The 14,412-nt window shown below is 67.0% G+C and carries 15 protein-coding genes and 1 tRNA gene; 6 read left to right on the top strand and 10 right to left on the bottom strand.

What is annotated here, in order from left to right; genetic code table 11:
- The first annotated feature begins 40 nt into the window (after positions 1–40).
- Together def and MRBLWH13_RS07775 are read left to right on the top strand one after the other, a co-directional pair.
- Positions 41–607 (top strand): peptide deformylase, encoded by a 567-nt coding sequence (gene def, locus MRBLWH13_RS07770; RefSeq protein WP_341957798.1) that lies wholly within the window; start codon positions 41–43, stop codon positions 605–607.
- A gap of 119 nt (positions 608–726) precedes the next feature.
- Positions 727–1,242 (top strand): septum formation family protein, encoded by a 516-nt coding sequence (locus MRBLWH13_RS07775; RefSeq protein ID WP_341957800.1) that lies wholly within the window; start codon positions 727–729, stop codon positions 1,240–1,242.
- Positions 1,243–1,369: 127 nt separating this feature from the next.
- Here MRBLWH13_RS07775 and MRBLWH13_RS07780 read toward each other — a convergent pair.
- The 5 genes from MRBLWH13_RS07780 to dusB all read right to left on the bottom strand — a co-directional run bounded on the left by MRBLWH13_RS07780 (position 1,370) and on the right by dusB (position 6,756).
- Positions 1,370–1,445 (bottom strand) — tRNA-Asn (locus tag MRBLWH13_RS07780).
- A 97-nt stretch (positions 1,446–1,542) separates the two neighbouring features.
- Positions 1,543–2,316, bottom strand: a complete 774-nt coding sequence (locus MRBLWH13_RS07785; protein ID WP_056307278.1) for an ATP-binding cassette domain-containing protein — start codon at positions 2,314–2,316, stop codon at positions 1,543–1,545.
- A gap of 36 nt (positions 2,317–2,352) precedes the next feature.
- Entirely contained in the window at positions 2,353–4,218 is a 1,866-nt protein-coding gene (gene dnaG, locus MRBLWH13_RS07790) for a DNA primase (protein ID WP_341957807.1), read from the bottom strand.
- The gene (locus tag MRBLWH13_RS07795) at positions 4,218–5,594 is read right to left on the bottom strand and encodes a deoxyguanosinetriphosphate triphosphohydrolase (RefSeq protein ID WP_341957809.1); all 1,377 of its coding nucleotides are present in this window, start codon (positions 5,592–5,594) and stop codon (positions 4,218–4,220) included. The genes dnaG and MRBLWH13_RS07795 overlap by 1 nt, the downstream gene beginning before the upstream one ends.
- Before the next feature lie 7 nt (positions 5,595–5,601).
- A complete protein-coding gene (gene dusB, locus MRBLWH13_RS07800) occupies positions 5,602–6,756 on the bottom strand; it encodes a tRNA dihydrouridine synthase DusB (RefSeq protein ID WP_341957811.1) in 1,155 nt (384 codons plus the stop codon).
- Between the two features lie 59 nt (positions 6,757–6,815).
- Between dusB and MRBLWH13_RS07805 the strand changes: the two genes are divergently transcribed.
- Positions 6,816–7,310, top strand: a complete 495-nt coding sequence (locus MRBLWH13_RS07805; protein ID WP_056516851.1) for a glutathione peroxidase — start codon at positions 6,816–6,818, stop codon at positions 7,308–7,310.
- On the opposite strand, the gene MRBLWH13_RS07810 is transcribed toward MRBLWH13_RS07805, so the two are convergent.
- Positions 7,307–7,999 carry a DsbA family oxidoreductase gene (locus MRBLWH13_RS07810; RefSeq protein ID WP_341957814.1) on the bottom strand — a complete coding sequence of 231 codons (693 nt, stop codon included), beginning with the start codon at positions 7,997–7,999 and terminating at the stop codon, positions 7,307–7,309. The two genes, MRBLWH13_RS07805 and MRBLWH13_RS07810, sit on opposite strands and share 4 nt — an antisense overlap.
- A gap of 53 nt (positions 8,000–8,052) precedes the next feature.
- Between MRBLWH13_RS07810 and MRBLWH13_RS07815 the strand changes: the two genes are divergently transcribed.
- The gene (locus tag MRBLWH13_RS07815) at positions 8,053–8,628 is read left to right on the top strand and encodes an AAA family ATPase (RefSeq protein ID WP_341957816.1); all 576 of its coding nucleotides are present in this window, start codon (positions 8,053–8,055) and stop codon (positions 8,626–8,628) included.
- A complete protein-coding gene (locus tag MRBLWH13_RS07820; protein ID WP_341957818.1) occupies positions 8,625–9,251 on the top strand; it encodes an AAA family ATPase in 627 nt (208 codons plus the stop codon). The genes MRBLWH13_RS07815 and MRBLWH13_RS07820 overlap by 4 nt, the downstream gene beginning before the upstream one ends.
- Here the strand turns inward: MRBLWH13_RS07820 and MRBLWH13_RS07825 are convergent.
- Both MRBLWH13_RS07825 and recO read right to left on the bottom strand, forming a co-directional pair.
- Positions 9,191–9,994, bottom strand: coding sequence for an isoprenyl transferase (locus MRBLWH13_RS07825; protein ID WP_341957820.1), 804 nt, complete (start codon positions 9,992–9,994; stop codon positions 9,191–9,193). The two genes, MRBLWH13_RS07820 and MRBLWH13_RS07825, sit on opposite strands and share 61 nt — an antisense overlap.
- Positions 9,991–10,737 (bottom strand): DNA repair protein RecO, encoded by a 747-nt coding sequence (recO, locus tag MRBLWH13_RS07830; RefSeq protein ID WP_341957822.1) that lies wholly within the window; start codon positions 10,735–10,737, stop codon positions 9,991–9,993. Before recO ends, MRBLWH13_RS07825 begins: the two co-directional genes overlap by 4 nt.
- 34 nt (positions 10,738–10,771) lie before the next feature.
- Between recO and MRBLWH13_RS07835 the strand changes: the two genes are divergently transcribed.
- The gene (locus MRBLWH13_RS07835; protein WP_056516839.1) at positions 10,772–11,467 is read left to right on the top strand and encodes a TRIC cation channel family protein; all 696 of its coding nucleotides are present in this window, start codon (positions 10,772–10,774) and stop codon (positions 11,465–11,467) included.
- A 69-nt stretch (positions 11,468–11,536) separates the two neighbouring features.
- On the opposite strand, the gene leuA is transcribed toward MRBLWH13_RS07835, so the two are convergent.
- Both leuA and MRBLWH13_RS07845 read right to left on the bottom strand, forming a co-directional pair.
- Positions 11,537–13,291, bottom strand: a complete 1,755-nt coding sequence (gene leuA, locus MRBLWH13_RS07840) for a 2-isopropylmalate synthase (protein ID WP_341957826.1) — start codon at positions 13,289–13,291, stop codon at positions 11,537–11,539.
- A gap of 155 nt (positions 13,292–13,446) precedes the next feature.
- The gene (locus tag MRBLWH13_RS07845) at positions 13,447–14,397 is read right to left on the bottom strand and encodes a zinc-binding dehydrogenase (RefSeq protein ID WP_341957827.1); all 951 of its coding nucleotides are present in this window, start codon (positions 14,395–14,397) and stop codon (positions 13,447–13,449) included.
- Between the last annotated feature and the right edge of the window lie 15 nt (positions 14,398–14,412).

Genomic DNA, 14,412 nt, shown 5'->3' on the forward strand with positions numbered 1-14,412 from the left:
ACGACCCTACCCGGCGATATGCGCCGAGTAGGGTTATGGCGTGGCTGTTCTTCCTATTCGCATCATGGGCGATCCCGTCCTGCACTCCCCCGCTTCCGTCGTCGAGGAGATCTCCGACGACATCCGCACACTCGTGGCCGACATGTTCGAGACCATGGATACCGCGCCAGGTGTGGGTCTGGCTGCACCCCAGGTCGGCGTGCCGCTGCGTATCTACACGTACGCGTACGTCGACGATGACGACCAGCCGTGGCGCGGCGTCATCATCAACCCCGAGCTCTGGATGGTTCCGCTGGAACCGGGCGAGCCGGACGACGACCTCGAGTCGGAAGGGTGTCTCTCCTTCCCCGGCGAGCGATTCCCCCTGCGTCGCTCCGAGCGGGTACGCGTCACAGGCGTGGATCTCGACGGTTCGCCGGTCGAGATCGCGGTCGACGGCTGGCGTGCGCGGATCATGCAGCACGAGTTCGACCACCTCGACGGCATCCTCTACATCGACCGTCTCTCGGACGGTGACTGGAAGACCGTGCAGAAGATCGCGAAGAAGCGTGGGTGGGGCAAGGCCGGAGCCAGCTGGATGCCCGGAGTCGATGACTTGGAAGGCTGACCTAACCTTTCAGCCCAATCAAAGCCTTCTCGGAGTTGCATCACAGACTCCGAGCCGGATAGCGTGCTTGAGGTGTGTTTCGATATACCACGCACCAAGAGGCTCTGGGAGGGGAAATCATGATGAAACTGCGCACGCGACGCGCACTGGCGCTTGCAGGTTCTGCTGTGGCGCTGTCGGTCGCACTGACCGGATGTAGCGCGCTGAACGGGATCCTGGGTGGCGGTTCGGGAGACGCCGACCGCGACGAGGACACCGGGCAGGTCACCGAAAGCTCGAACATCGACATCTTCGCGCTCAAGCTGGGCGACTGCAAGATGGCAAGCGCCACCGGCCTGATCGAGGATGCGGACGTCGTCCCGTGCGACCAGCCGCACGACGAAGAGGTCTACTACGAGATCACGATGGACGACGGCGAGTTCTCCGAGGAGAGCGTCGACGCAGCCTCGCAGGAGTGCATCGGAGATGCCTACACGAGCTTCGTCGGTATCGCGTTCAACGACTCCGTACTCGAGGTCTACCCGATCACGCCGACCCAGCAGACCTGGGACGAGCTGAACGACCGCATCGTGCAGTGCGTCATCTCGGACCCGGCCGGCCAGACCACGGGCTCGCTCAAGGGCGCAGCACGCTGAACCGGCGCTGACATGGATGAAGGCCTCGTCGTCGACGGGGCCTTCTTTCATGCGCGGGAGTGATCGACCTGTCCGGTGGAAGAAGACGAGGGAAAGGGAAAAGCCCCTCCGAAGAGGGGCTTTTCATTGGCTCCCCGGCTTGGACTCGAACCAAGAACCTGCCGGTTAACAGCCGGCTGCTCTGCCAATTGAGCTACCGAGGAATGTGCTCCGCTGCGCGGGCAACTCGTCAATCCTAGCAAACTCCGGAGCGTGCTCGTGACACGGGCCGCACATCGGGCGTGTCGCGCGCGGGCACCCTCAGTGCTGCGAATCCGCCTCCGCGTTGGGCGCCCACAGGAGGTCTTTTCCCACCCCGCGAGCGACGACGTGACCGCCGCGGAGCATGAGCGTCTCGGCGTTCAGCTCCCGGATGAAGTCGGCGTCGTTGGTGACGAGCAGCGCCCCCATCCCCTGCTCCTTGCGGCGCCGGGTGATCGCGTCGAAGACGACGGGACGAACCTCGAGATCGAGGTTCGCGAGGATCTCGTCGGCGATGAGAACGCGCGGTTCGAGCACGAACGATCTCGCTATCGCGACACGCTGCCGCATGCCGGCGCTGAGCTCGTAGGGGAACTTCGCGGCGGTGCCCAGCGGCAGATGCAGCTCGTCGAGCAGCGTCGCCACCCGGATCGACAGTGCCTTGGTGTTGACGCGCTTCTCGCGGATGAGGATCGGCTCGGCGATCACCTCGTTCACTGTGAGCTGCGGCGGCAGATCGGCCCCCGCACCCTGCGGCACGAACCCGGTGCGGTAGGTCAGCAGGCGGTGCTTGCGCCCAGGACGACGGATGTCGACACCACAGACCTGAGCGCTGCCTCCGACGACCCGCACCGACGGATCCGTGGAGCCGGCCAGAGCAGCGACCAGCGTGGACTTGCCAGACCCTGTGGGCCCCGCGACGCAGATGAGCTCCCCGGGTGCGAGCGAGAAGCTCACCCCGTCGATCGCACGGGTCGCACCGCTGTGCCCGATGCGGTCGATGACCAGGTCGGAGCTGTCGATCGCGTTGGTCGATTCGGGCCGGGAGAACATTCCTCCATCCTGCCCTGCCCTGCTGGGCACCTGCCGTTACGACTCGGCGAACCGCTGACGCTCCACGTCGATGTCACGCAGCCGCATTCGCAGCGCACGCCCGCCGTCGGAATCCGCAGGCACCCGCTGCACAGCGCCGAGTAGTTCCTGCTTCTCGTGCTCCAGGCTGCGCATGATGAGTCTGCGCGCGAGGTCGGTGGTCGATGCGACGGCTCCGGCCTCGTTGCGAGCGGGGAACGGCGTCATGAGCAGCTCACCTGCCAGCGACCGGTACGGTTCACGCACCGAGTTCACGGCGTCGGTCACCCAGCCTGCGCGAGTGCGGTCGGGGGCGGCTGCGACGGCCTCACGCACGGCGTCGAGTCCAGGTGTGCGGAAAGGACTGCCGAGCGCGCGGCCGAGCAGCGCCTGATCGATCTGGTGACCGTACTGGAGGGCGCCCATCAGCGCATCGCGTTCGACCGCGACGTCCGCCGTGCGCGGCAGGCTGGCCAGCGTCACGGGCGCAACGGCCGGCGCACCGGTCGTGGGGTCGATCGTCACCTCGGGCCGGGGCGACTCGTGACGCGTGGTCTGGGATCCGCCGCGCGCCGCGCGCTCGACCTCGTTGTGCACCTCGGTCGGATCCATGCCCAGGCGCCTGGCGAGCACCCGCTCGTATCCGGGGCGCAGCAGACGGTCGCGGATCTCGGCGACGATCGGCGCCGCGGCGCGCAGCGCGCCGACGCGTCCTTCGACGGTGGAGAGATCGAAGCCCGAGAGCTTGCGGTCGATCGCGAACTCGAACATCGGCTGCTTGGTCTCCATGAGCGACCGCACGGCGGCATCGCCGCGCTGGAGTCGGAGATCGCAGGGGTCGAGGCCGTCAGGGGCGACCGCGACGAAGGTCTGCGCATTGAAGCGGTCGTCCTCGGTGAAGGCGCGCAACGCCGCCTTCTGCCCCGCCTCGTCGCCGTCGAAGGTGAAGACGACCTCACCCGAGGCGTTGTCGTCGCCCATGACCCGGCGCAGCACCTTGATGTGGTCAGTGCCGAAGGCCGTGCCGCAGGTCGCGATCGCGGTCGTGAGACCGGCGAGGTGACAGGCCATGACGTCGGTGTACCCCTCGACCACCACGACACGACGCGGGTCGCCCCGCGAGATGTCGCGCTTGGCGAGGTCGAGCCCGTAGAGCACCTGCGCTTTCTTGTAGATCGGGGTCTCCGGAGTGTTCAGGTACTTCGGTCCTTGGTCGTCGTCGAACAGCTTGCGCGCGCCGAACCCGATCGTCTGACCCGACACATCGCGGATGGGCCAGACGAGACGCCCGCGGAATCGGTCGTAGACGCCGCGCTGCCCCGTCGAGACCAGCCCCGCGGCGCTCAGCTCGTCGCGCGTGAAGCCCTGCGCCGTGAGCGCCTTCAGCATCTTGTCCCAGCCACGAGGCGCGAATCCCACACCAAAGTGCGCAGCGGCGCCGGCGTCGAAGCCGCGCTCCCCGAGGAAGCGGCGCCCTGCCTCGGCATCCGCCGTCAGCAGCTGCCCGCGGAAGTATTCTGCCGCGGCGGTGTTCGCGGCGTACAGACGACTGCGTCCGCTCGTCTCGGGAGCGGAACCGCCGTCTTCGTAATGCAGGGCGTAGCCGATGCGGCCCGCGAGGCGCTCGACGGCTTCGGTGAAGCTGACGTGGTCCATCTCGCGGAGGAACGAGTACACGTCCCCCGACTCACCGCATCCGAAGCAGTGGTAGTAGCCGACCTGGGGCCGCACATGGAAGCTCGGGCTCTTCTCATCGTGGAAGGGGCAGAGCCCCTTGAGGGATCCGACTCCGGCCGATTTGAGCGCGACGCGCTCTCCGACGATGTCGGCGATGTTCGTGCGGGCCTTGACCTCGTCGACGTCGGCCTGGCGGATGCGGGGCATCAGCCGGCCCCTTCGACGACCGCCTGCCGCGGCGTGTGCTGACGAGCACCCGGTCGCGCATGACGCGGCGTCCAGATGCCCACCTCCGCGGGGTCGATCTCGCCGACGAGCCTGTTATGCCAGTCGATCGCGCTTTGATCGGTGAGGCTCGCGATCTGATCGACGATGACCCGTGCGCGTTCGCCGTCGGTCGTCGCGGCGCGGAAGTCGGCCGAGAACGCGGGCTCGAGCACATCCGCTCCGGCGGACCAGAGCGTATCGGTCGACCACAGCGCGTCGGCGAGCCGTGTGAGCACGCGGCGCTGCTCCTTGTAGACACCCTTGCGCGCATCGATCGTGACGATGGCCTGGCCCATGATGCCCTTGAGCACGGCGATCTCGGCCTCGATGACCCGCGGTACCACGACGTGCGCGTTGTAACGCACGAGCGTAGGACCGGCGTATGCCTCGCGGGTCGCGGCGACGGCGGCGCGGGCGAATCGACCGATGAAGTCGCTCGTGAGGTTCTTGAGCCGCGCCAGGTCGTGACGCGAGCGGTCGAAGGACTGCAGCCACATCGGCTGGGAGGCGAGGCGGTACAGCGCATCGGCGAGGTCATCGCGCGTGAAGTCGTAGCCGACCCACTGCTGGATGCGGTCGATAAGAGCCTCGTGCTGGCGCGGGTCGGAGAGCTGGGCGACGTCGACGTAGCCGTTGACGATCGCATCCTCGAAGTCGTGCACCGAGTACGCGATGTCGTCGGAGAGATCCATGATCTCGGCCTCGATGCAGCGCCGACGCCCGGCGATTCCCTCACGCATCCATCGGAAGACCTCTTCGTCTTCGGGATACACGCCGAACTTGAGCCGACCACCGGGGTCGGGAACGGGGCTGTCGACCGTCCACGGATACTTGCAGGTCGCGTCGAGGCTGGCCCTGGTCAGGTTGAGTCCGACCGAGCGCCCGTCGTCGTCGATGGCCTTGGCCTCGAGACGGCTGAGGATGCGCAGCGACTGCGCGTTGCCTTCGAAACCGCCGATGGGCTCTGCCCAGTCGTTGAGCGCCCGCTCGCCGTTGTGCCCGAAGGGCGGGTGCCCGAGGTCGTGACTCAGGCACGCGGTGTCGACAACGTCTGCGGAGACGCCGAGCGCGGTCGCGAGCTCGCGCCCGACCTGGGCGACCTCGAGCGAGTGGGTGAGGCGGTTCCGAGCGAAGTCGGCCGTGCTGGCGGGACTGAGCACCTGCGTCTTGGCCGCCAGGCGGCGGAGCGCCGCGGAGTGCAGCACGCGCGCGCGGTCGCGGGCGAAGTCGTCGCGTTCGGATCGATGCGTCTCGGCGAAGAATCGCTCGGCGTCGCGCGGGTCGTATCCGTCCGAGCGCCCGCGCGCCGAGTCCATCTGAGGATCAACCGCCACTGTTCTCGATCTCCGCCCCTCGCATCATCTCGGATGCCGACGCCGCGAGTTCGCGCGACTCCAGCCACTTGTCCGGCAGTGCCGGACGCTTCGGACGCCCAGAACGACCGCGCTGGCCTTCGGCGTCCGCGCCGGGGTAGGGCGCTGTGTGGTCGAGCTGGCCCAGCAGGTCGTCGATCTCGGCAAGGCTGGATGCCGTCGCGAGTCCGGTGCGGATGTCGCCGCCGACCGGATACCCCTTGAAGTACCAGGCCACGTGCTTGCGGACGTCACGGCATCCGCGATCTTCGTCCTCGAAGAACTCGACGAGCAGCTCGGCGTGACGACGGAAGGCGTCGGCGACGAAACCGAGTGTCGCGTCGACCGGGTGCGATTCGGCACCGAAGGCCGCAGCGAGCTCGCCGAACAGCCACGGACGACCGAGACATCCGCGTCCGACGACCACTCCGTCGCAGTCGGTCTGCTGCATCATGCGCACAGCGTCGTCAGCCGACCAGATGTCGCCGTTGCCGAGCACCGGGACGCTAGTGACGGCCTGCTTGAGCTCGCCGATCGCGTTCCAGTCGGCGAAGCCGGAGTAGAACTCGCTCGCGGTGCGGGCATGCAGGGCGATCGCAGAGACGCCCGCGTCTTCGGCCGCGCGCCCGGCATCGAGGAACGTCAGGTGGTCGGGGTCGATGCCCTTGCGCATCTTGATGGTCAGCGGCACGTCACCCGCGGCCTTCACGGCCTGTGTGACGATCTGCGAGAAAAGGGAGCTCTTCCAGGGCAGCGCCGCTCCCCCGCCCTTGCGCGTGACCTTGGGAACGGGGCACCCGAAGTTCAGGTCGATGTGGTCGGCATGGTCTTCGGCGACGATGATGCGGACTGCTTCGGAGATGGTGTGCGGATCGACGCCGTAGAGCTGGATCGAGCGCGGCGTCTCGGACTCGTGGTGGCGAATCAGGCGCATCGTCGTCTCGTTGCGTTCGACGAGTGCGCGAGACGTGATCATCTCGCTCACGTAGAGCCCGGCTCCGTATTCGCGGCAGAGCCGACGGAACGCGGTGTTGGTGATACCCGCCATGGGTGCGAGGACGACCGGTACGTCGAGAGCGATCGGACCGATGTTGAGGGTGCGAGCGGAAGTGGTGGCGAGAGTCATGTCCCCCCCATTCTCCCAGACACAGAGCCCGTCTCGGCGCATCGACCTAAGCTGTGAATATGACCGATCCCGCAGTCCGTTCCATCCCCTTCACAGACGCCGACGGCAACGAGAAGACGCTCGACGATCTGGGTGCCGATGTGGTGCTCGTGGTCAACGTCGCCTCGAAGTGCGGCCTGACCCCGCAGTACGAGCAGCTCGAAGAGCTGCAGCGCCTCTACAGCGACCGCGGGTTCAGCGTCGTCGGGTTCCCGTGCAACCAGTTCTTCGGCCAGGAGCCAGGCTCCGTCGAGGACATCAAGGAGTTCTGCTCCACGACCTACGGCGTGACGTTCCCCATCAACGACAAGGTGAAGGTCAACGGCAGGAACGCCACCGATCTCTACAAGACGCTGAAGGAGACGCCGGATGCCGGCGGCAAGGCGGGCCGTGTCGAGTGGAACTTCGAGAAGTTCCTCGTTCTGCCCGACGGAGAGGTCGTCCGGTTCCGCCCGAAGCAGAAGCCGAACGACCCCGAGATCGTCGGCGCGATCGAAGCCGCGCTGACGCGCTAGACCGCTGCAGCCTCGGACTCGGCCTCGGCGTCGCCGCGCTTGGCCCAGAGGTCCCGGAGGACGTTCTCGAATGCCGCCGGCGGCTGCGCACCGCTGATGCCGTACTGTCCGTCGATCACGAAGAACGGGACGCCCTGGATGCCGTAGGCCTGGGCCTGCGCCTGATCCTGGCGGACGTCCGCGAGGTGGCGGGCCGAGACGAGAGCCTCGCGGGTGTCGTCGGGGTTGAGCCCGACCTCGACAGCGAGCTCGACCAGGTCGTCGATACGGCCGACGTGCTTGCCCTCGGTGAAGTAGGCCGACATGAGACGCTCTTCCATCTCGTGCTGCACGCCTTGAGCCTTTGCGAAGTGCAGCAGCTCATGGGCTTTGACCGTGTTCGTGTGCTGCAGCAGATCGAAGCGGTACGCGAGTCCCGCTCCCTCGGCGACGCCTGTGACGTGCGAGAGCATCTGCTCGACCTGCTCGCGCGGCATCCCCTTGTGGCCGGCGAGGAAGTCGATCTCGTCGCCGTCGAAGTCGACGGGGGTGTCGGGCGAGAGCTCGAACGAGTGGAAGGTGATGTTCACCTGCGGGGCGTCGTCGTCGGAGGCTACGGCTTCGAGTCCCTTCTCGAGGTTGCGCTTGCCGATGTAGCACCACGGGCAGGCGATGTCGGACCAGATGTCAATCGAGATGGCTTCACTCACACTGACATCCAACCGCATGCGCCTATGGGCTATTCCGTCGGTAGGATTCTCGGATGCTCTCCGCCGCCGATCCGCTGCCGTTCAGGCCCGAGAGGGTGCTGATCGCCGGGGTCACAGGATCGGGCAAGACGACGCTCGCTCGACGCGTGGCGGAGATGTGGGATCTGCGTCACGTCGAGATAGACGGCCTGTTCCACGGCGAGAACTGGACGCCGCGTCCATCGTTCATCGACGACGTGCGCGCCTTCGCCTCAGAGCACCGCTGGGTCACCGAGTGGCAGTACACGAGCAAGGGCACCGATGCGATCCTCGCTCCGCGTGCGCAGGTCGTGATCTGGCTGGACTATCCCTACCGCCTGGTCCGGCGACGTCTGCTGCGCCGCACGCTGGCGCGCCGCACGTTCCGAACTCCGCTCTGGAACGGCAACGTCGAGCCAGCACTGTGGGATCGGGAGGGGTGGACCGGCGAGAACGACATCCTGCGGTGGCAGAAGAACACACGTCACAAGTGGGAGGAACGCATGCCGAGCATCGAGGCGGCACACCCTCACTTGCGCATCGTGAGGCTCGGCCATCCTCGGGAACTGGAGAGGTGGCTTGCGGGCGCAGATCGGATCGGAAGGCCATGACCGCGCGAATGCTGGCCGCCGCCGATCCGCTGCCGTTCAGCCCCGAGCGAGTGCTGATCGCCGGCGTCACCGGATCGGGCAAGACGACGCTCGCACGGCGGGTCGCTGATCTCTGGGATCTGCGCCACGTCGAGATCGACGGCCTGTTCCACGGCGAGAACTGGACACCGCGTCCGTCGTTCCTCGACGACGTCCGCGCCTTTGCTGCCGAGGACCGCTGGGTCACCGAGTGGCAGTACACCAGCAAGGGCACCGACGAGATCATGACGCCACGCGCCCAGCTGGCGATCTGGCTCGACTATCCGTGGTCCGTCGTGCGCACGCGTCTGTTGCGGCGTACTCTCAGCCGCAGCATCCTCCGCACGGAGATGTACAACGGCAACATCGAGAAGCCCATCTGGCAGCTGCTGACCACGCGCGAGCCAGAGCGCAACGTCCTCTCCTGGCAGACGAAGACCAGATCATCGTGGACGACACAGATGCCTCTGAAACAGGAGAGTTTCCCGCACCTCACGATCGTGCGACTGCGTCGCCCGCGTGAGACCGAACGGTGGCTGCGCGCTCAGACCGGAGCGTCAGGCGTGTCGATCGCCCCGCCGAAGCGACGGTCGCGCGACAGGTAGATGCCGATCGAGCGCCACAGCTCCTCGCGCGAGAAGTCGGGCCAGAGCGTGTCGAGGAACACCATCTCGGCGTAGGCCGCCTGCCACAGCAGGAAGTTCGAGGTGCGCTGCTCTCCTGAGCTGCGCACGAACAGGTCGACGTCGGGCATGTCGGGCACGTACAGGTTGCGGCGGATCATCTTCTCGCTGATCGCGTTCGGCTTGACCTTGCCTGCCGCGACATCGGCGGCGATCGACCGCATCGCGTCGACGAGCTCGACGCGTCCACCGTAGTTCACGCACATGGTGAGCGTGAGCACATCGTTGTCCTTGGTCAGCTGCTCCGCGTACTGCAGCTCCTTGATGACACTGCCCCAGAGACGCGGCTTGCGGCCGGCCCAGCGGACCCGGACGCCCCACTCGTTGAGCTGATCGCGTCGTCGGTGCAGCACGTCGCGGTTGTACCCCATCAGGAACCGGACCTCTTCCGGAGACCGCGCCCAGTTCTCGGTCGAGAACGCGTATACGGAGAGGTGCTTCACCCCGGCCTGGATCGCGCCGGCGACCACGTCGAGGAGCACCTCCTCCCCCGCCTTGTGACCCTCGACGCGATTGAGACCGCGGCGGTTCGCCCAGCGCCCGTTGCCGTCCATGACGATAGCGACGTGCTCGGGCACTGCGGGGAAGCTCGGCGGATACACGCCCGTCCAGTCGAGCGGGCGGTACGCCACTGCATCCTTGTGGGTGTAGGGCTTCGGGCTCACCGTGCTCCTTCTCGGGGGATGTCGGCCACGAGGTGCGCGAGCGAGCGGATGCCGCGCTCCAGGTGCCATTGGGCGTACGCCGCGACGAGACCTGATGCGGCAGCGTTGTCGGCGTGAGGCGCGGCGTCGATCGTCTCCCAATCGCCGGACATCAGCGAGCGGAGCAGCGACAGAGTCTTCTCGGCGACCTTCGGGCTGCCGGCCGGCGCGCAGTTCACGCACACCGCCCCGCCGAGCTGTCCCACGAAGTGGGCGTGGGGGCCGGGTGCGGCGCACCGGGCGCAGTCGCCCAGCGACGGCGCCCACCCCGAGAGCGCCATCACGCGCAGCAGATAGGAGTCCAGGATGCTGCGGGGAGAGTGCTCACCGCGGGACAGCGCGCGGAGACCGCCGACCAGCAGCAGGTATTGCTCCGGCGTCGCCTCGGAGTCGCTCAGACGATCGGCGGTCTCGACCATGGCGTTGGCCGACGTGAACCGGTCGTAGTGCGCCGCGATGTCGGATCCGTAGGAGCCGAGAGACTCCGCCTGCTGCACGATGTCGAGTGTGCGGCCCTGGTACAGCTGCACGTCGGCGACCATGAACGGCTCGAGCCGCGAGCCGAACTTCGATGACGTGCGGCGCACCCCCTTCGCGACGGCCCGGATCTTGCCGTGACGCCGCGAGAGCATCGTGACGATGCGATCCGCCTCACCCAGCTTGTGGGTGCGCAGGATCACCGCTTCGTCTCGGTAAGTGGGCACCGTTCGATTATCCTCCGTGCGGGAGAATAGGGGCGTGACCGAACCGCTCTTCATCATTCCGCTCTGGGCGGACCTGCTCGGCGTCGGCCTCGGCGGCGTGCAGGGCGCCATGTTCGCCTCGGGATTCCAGGGGCAACGGCGGCTCGACTGGCTCGGCGTCTCGATCATCGGGATCATGATCGGTATGGGCGGCGGTCTGATCCGCGACATCCTGCTCGGTCAGACTCCGGCGACGCTGCAGAACCAGTGGTATCTGGTCACCGCTGGTGGAGCAGCCCTTCTCGGCATGCTCCTCGCCGGGCTCTTCACCCGACTGAACACGGCGATCGTCGTGCTCGATGCTGTCGTGATCGGGATGTTCGGCGCCTTCGGGACGAGCAAGGCCCTCGCGTTCGGCATCCCCGAAGTGCCGGCGGTCTTCATCGGCGTCTGCGCGGCCGTCGGCGGCAGTGTGCTGCGAGACATGCTGATGGGCCTGCCTACCGCCATCATGCACGTCGGCTCGCTCTACGCGGTCGCGGCCGGTGCTGGCTGCACGTTCATCGTGATCGCCGTCGCGCTGGGCATGCCCATCACACTGGCGGCCGTCATCGGCATCGCGGTCACGAGCGTCATCCGCATCCTCGCCGTCACCTTCGACGTCTCGCTGCCCGAACAGCGCCGCATCTACCGCCGCAAGGTGGCGGCCGAGACGGGCGTGATCCCGATCATCAAGCCCAGCGCGGAGTGACCGGCCCTCGCCGGACACAAGAGGAAACGCCCCCTCGGTCGATGACCGAGGGGGCGTTCTCGTCGACGATCAGACTGCCGCGAGCTCTTGCTGGCGCGTGCGGATCGAGCGGTTCACGCCCGAGACGATCGCCTTGAGGGATGCCGTCGAGATGTCGCCGTCGATGCCGACGCCCCACAGACGCTGGTCCCCGACCTGCAGCTCGACATAGGCCGCGGCCTGCGCGTCACCACCGGCGCTGAGAGCGTGCTCGACGTAGTCGTAGAGCGTGATGTCGAAGCCCTGACCGCGCAGAACCTCGATGAATGCCGCGATCGGCCCGTTGCCATTGCCCGCGACGGCGACCTGATGGTCATCGTCGCGCAGCGTCACATCGAGCACCACGTCACCCGACATGTCGCTGCGGGTCTGCGTAGAGAGCAGCTCGAACCGGCCCCACTTGGCCTCGGTGTCGGCGGCGGGCAGGTACTCGTCGTTGAAGATCGACCAGATCTGCTCGCTCGTGACCTCGCCACCCTCGGCGTCGGTCTTGGTCTGCACGACGCCCGAGAACTCGATCTGCAGCTTCCGCGGCAGGTCGATCGCGTGGTCGGCCTTGAGCAGGTAGGCGACGCCGCCCTTGCCTGACTGGGAGTTCACGCGGATCACGGCCTCGTATGAGCGACCGAGGTCCTTGGGGTCGACGGGCAGATAGGGAACGGCCCACTCGATCTCGTCGACCGTGACGCCCTCTGCATCGGCACGCGCGGCCATCGCCTCGAAGCCCTTCTTGATCGCGTCCTGGTGCGATCCGCTGAACGCGGTGAAGACGAGGTCGCCCGCCCAGGGGCTGCGCTCGGGCACCGGCAGCTGGTTGCAGTACTCGACCGTGCGCTTGACCTGGTCGATGTCGCTGAAGTCGATCTGCGGGTCGATGCCCTGTGTGAACAGGTTGATGCCCAGCGCCACGATGTCGACATTGCCCGTGCGCTCGCCGTTGCCGAACAGGCAGCCCTCGATGCGGTCTGCGCCTGCCATGTAGCCGAGCTCGGCCGCAGCGATCGCGGTTCCACGGTCGTTGTGCGGGTGCAGCGACAGGATCACGTTCTCACGGTGCGCGAGGTGGCGACTCATCCACTCGATCGAGTCGGCATAGACGTTGGGCGAAGCCATCTCGACAGTGGCGGGGAGGTTGATGATGACCTTGCGGTCGGCGGTGGGCTCGAAGACCTCGATCACCTGGTTGCAGACGTCGACGGCGAACTCCAACTCGGTGCCGGTGTAGCTCTCGGGCGAGTACTCGTAGTACACCTTCGTGTCGGGGATCGTCTTCTCGAACTTCCGGCACAGGCGCGCACCCTCGAGCGCGATGTCGATGATGCCCTGCTTGTCGGTGCGGAACACGACCTCGCGCTGCAGCACGCTGGTCGAGTTGTAGAGGTGCACGATCGCCTGCTTTGCCCCGGCGATCGACTCGTAGGTGCGAGCGATCAGGTGCTCGCGCGCCTGGGTCAGGACCTGGATCGTGACGTCGTCCGGGATCAGGTTCTCCTCGATGAGCTGACGGACGAAGTCGAAGTCGGTCTGGCTCGCCGACGGGAACCCGACCTCGATCTCCTTGTAGCCCATGCTCACGAGGAGCTCGAACATCACCCGCTTGCGCTCGGGCGACATCGGGTCGATGAGCGCTTGGTTTCCGTCGCGGAGGTCGACTGCGCACCAGCGCGGGGCTTCGGTGATGCGGGCGTCGGGCCAGGTGCGGTCAGGCAGGTTGACCGCGATCTGCTCGTGGTACGGCCGATACTTGTGGATCGGCATCGCAGACGGGCGCTGAGTGTTCTGCATGATGGGGCTTCTTCTCTTCGTCAGAAATGTGAACGGGCCAACACAAGCGCCGCGACGAGGAAGGCCCTAGCTTTAGGACTCGTCGCGGCAGCTAAGAAGAAGCAGACCGCCGAAAGGCATGCGGCCATGGTAGCAGGATTGCGGGAAGCGTCCGACTACGCCGACGGGACCAGTGCGAGCTTGCCGCCTGGATGCCCGTCGGCGAGGAGTGCGAGCGCTGCCGGCGCGTCCTCGAGGGCGAAGGTCCTCGCCAGCGGGACGACCAGCTCTCCCGCCTGCGCGAGCGCGACCAGCTGTCCTCGCACGGCATCCCGGAACCGCGCGCTGTCGGGCATCGAGCCGGCGATCACCAGGATGCCGTCGCTCTTCGCCCTGCTCGCAGCGGCGATCGTCACGATACGACTCCGGTCGATGACGAGTCGGAGGGACACGTCGACGGCTTCGTCGGTGCCCACTGCGTCGAGGGCTGCCGATACGGCTGTCGTGCCCGCGGCGTCCCTGACCCGATCGATGAGGCCCGGCCCGTAGGCGACAGGGATGCCGCCGAATCGTTCGACGACGTCGAACCTGCCGATGCTGGCGGTGCCGATCACATGGATGCCTCGACGTGCCGCCTGCTGGAGCACACTCACGCCGACAGCGCCGGATGCGCCGTGCAGCAGGATCGTCTCGCCAGGAGCTGTGCCTGTCACCGCCAGCATCTCTGCCGCCGTGGTTCCGGCGAGAAGGAGGTTGGCCGCCTCGGGGTGCGTGAGCGTGGTCGGCTTCACGAACGCCTTCTCGGCGGGCACGGTCAGCTCGGTCGCGTATCCCCCGTGAACGCGGAAGGCGACGACCTCGTCCCCCTCCTTCGCTTCGCCCGAGCCGATTCGCGTCTCGGGTCCGATCGCGCTGATCGTGCCCGAGACTTCATAGCCGATCGGCACCGGCAGCTGCGCGCCCGGGCGCGGAGACGCGACATGCTTGGCATCCGCGGGATTCACTCCTGCCGCGGCCACGCGGATGGTCACCTCAGAGCGGCGGGGCGGGGGCACCTCGTGCTCGACGAAGTCCCACGTCTCAGGACCTCCCCACGATGAGGCGATCCACCGCTGCGCGAGTGTCATGTCCCACCCCTTCCC

Origin of the sequence: Microbacterium sp. LWH13-1.2 (assembly GCF_038397735.1) — a bacterium.
Taxonomy (GTDB): domain Bacteria; phylum Actinomycetota; class Actinomycetes; order Actinomycetales; family Microbacteriaceae; genus Microbacterium.

Bases quoted from the DNA above. Each gene is read 5' to 3' on its own strand.
- MRBLWH13_RS07815 (WP_341957816.1), top strand. From the start codon at position 8,053: ATGCTCTCCGCCGCCGATCCGCTGCCGTTCAGGCCCGAGAGGGTGCTG.
- MRBLWH13_RS07805 (WP_056516851.1), top strand. From the start codon at position 6,816: ATGACCGATCCCGCAGTCCGTTCCATCCCCTTCACAGACGCCGACGGC.
- MRBLWH13_RS07785 (WP_056307278.1), bottom strand. From the start codon at position 2,316: ATGTTCTCCCGGCCCGAATCGACCAACGCGATCGACAGCTCCGACCTG.
- dnaG (WP_341957807.1), bottom strand. From the start codon at position 4,218: ATGCCCCGCATCCGCCAGGCCGACGTCGACGAGGTCAAGGCCCGCACG.
- dusB (WP_341957811.1), bottom strand. From the start codon at position 6,756: ATGACTCTCGCCACCACTTCCGCTCGCACCCTCAACATCGGTCCGATC.
- MRBLWH13_RS07775 (WP_341957800.1), top strand. From the start codon at position 727: ATGATGAAACTGCGCACGCGACGCGCACTGGCGCTTGCAGGTTCTGCT.
- MRBLWH13_RS07845 (WP_341957827.1), bottom strand. From the start codon at position 14,397: ATGACACTCGCGCAGCGGTGGATCGCCTCATCGTGGGGAGGTCCTGAG.
- MRBLWH13_RS07820 (WP_341957818.1), top strand. From the start codon at position 8,625: ATGACCGCGCGAATGCTGGCCGCCGCCGATCCGCTGCCGTTCAGCCCC.
- MRBLWH13_RS07795 (WP_341957809.1), bottom strand. From the start codon at position 5,594: ATGGACTCGGCGCGCGGGCGCTCGGACGGATACGACCCGCGCGACGCC.
- leuA (WP_341957826.1), bottom strand. From the start codon at position 13,291: ATGCAGAACACTCAGCGCCCGTCTGCGATGCCGATCCACAAGTATCGG.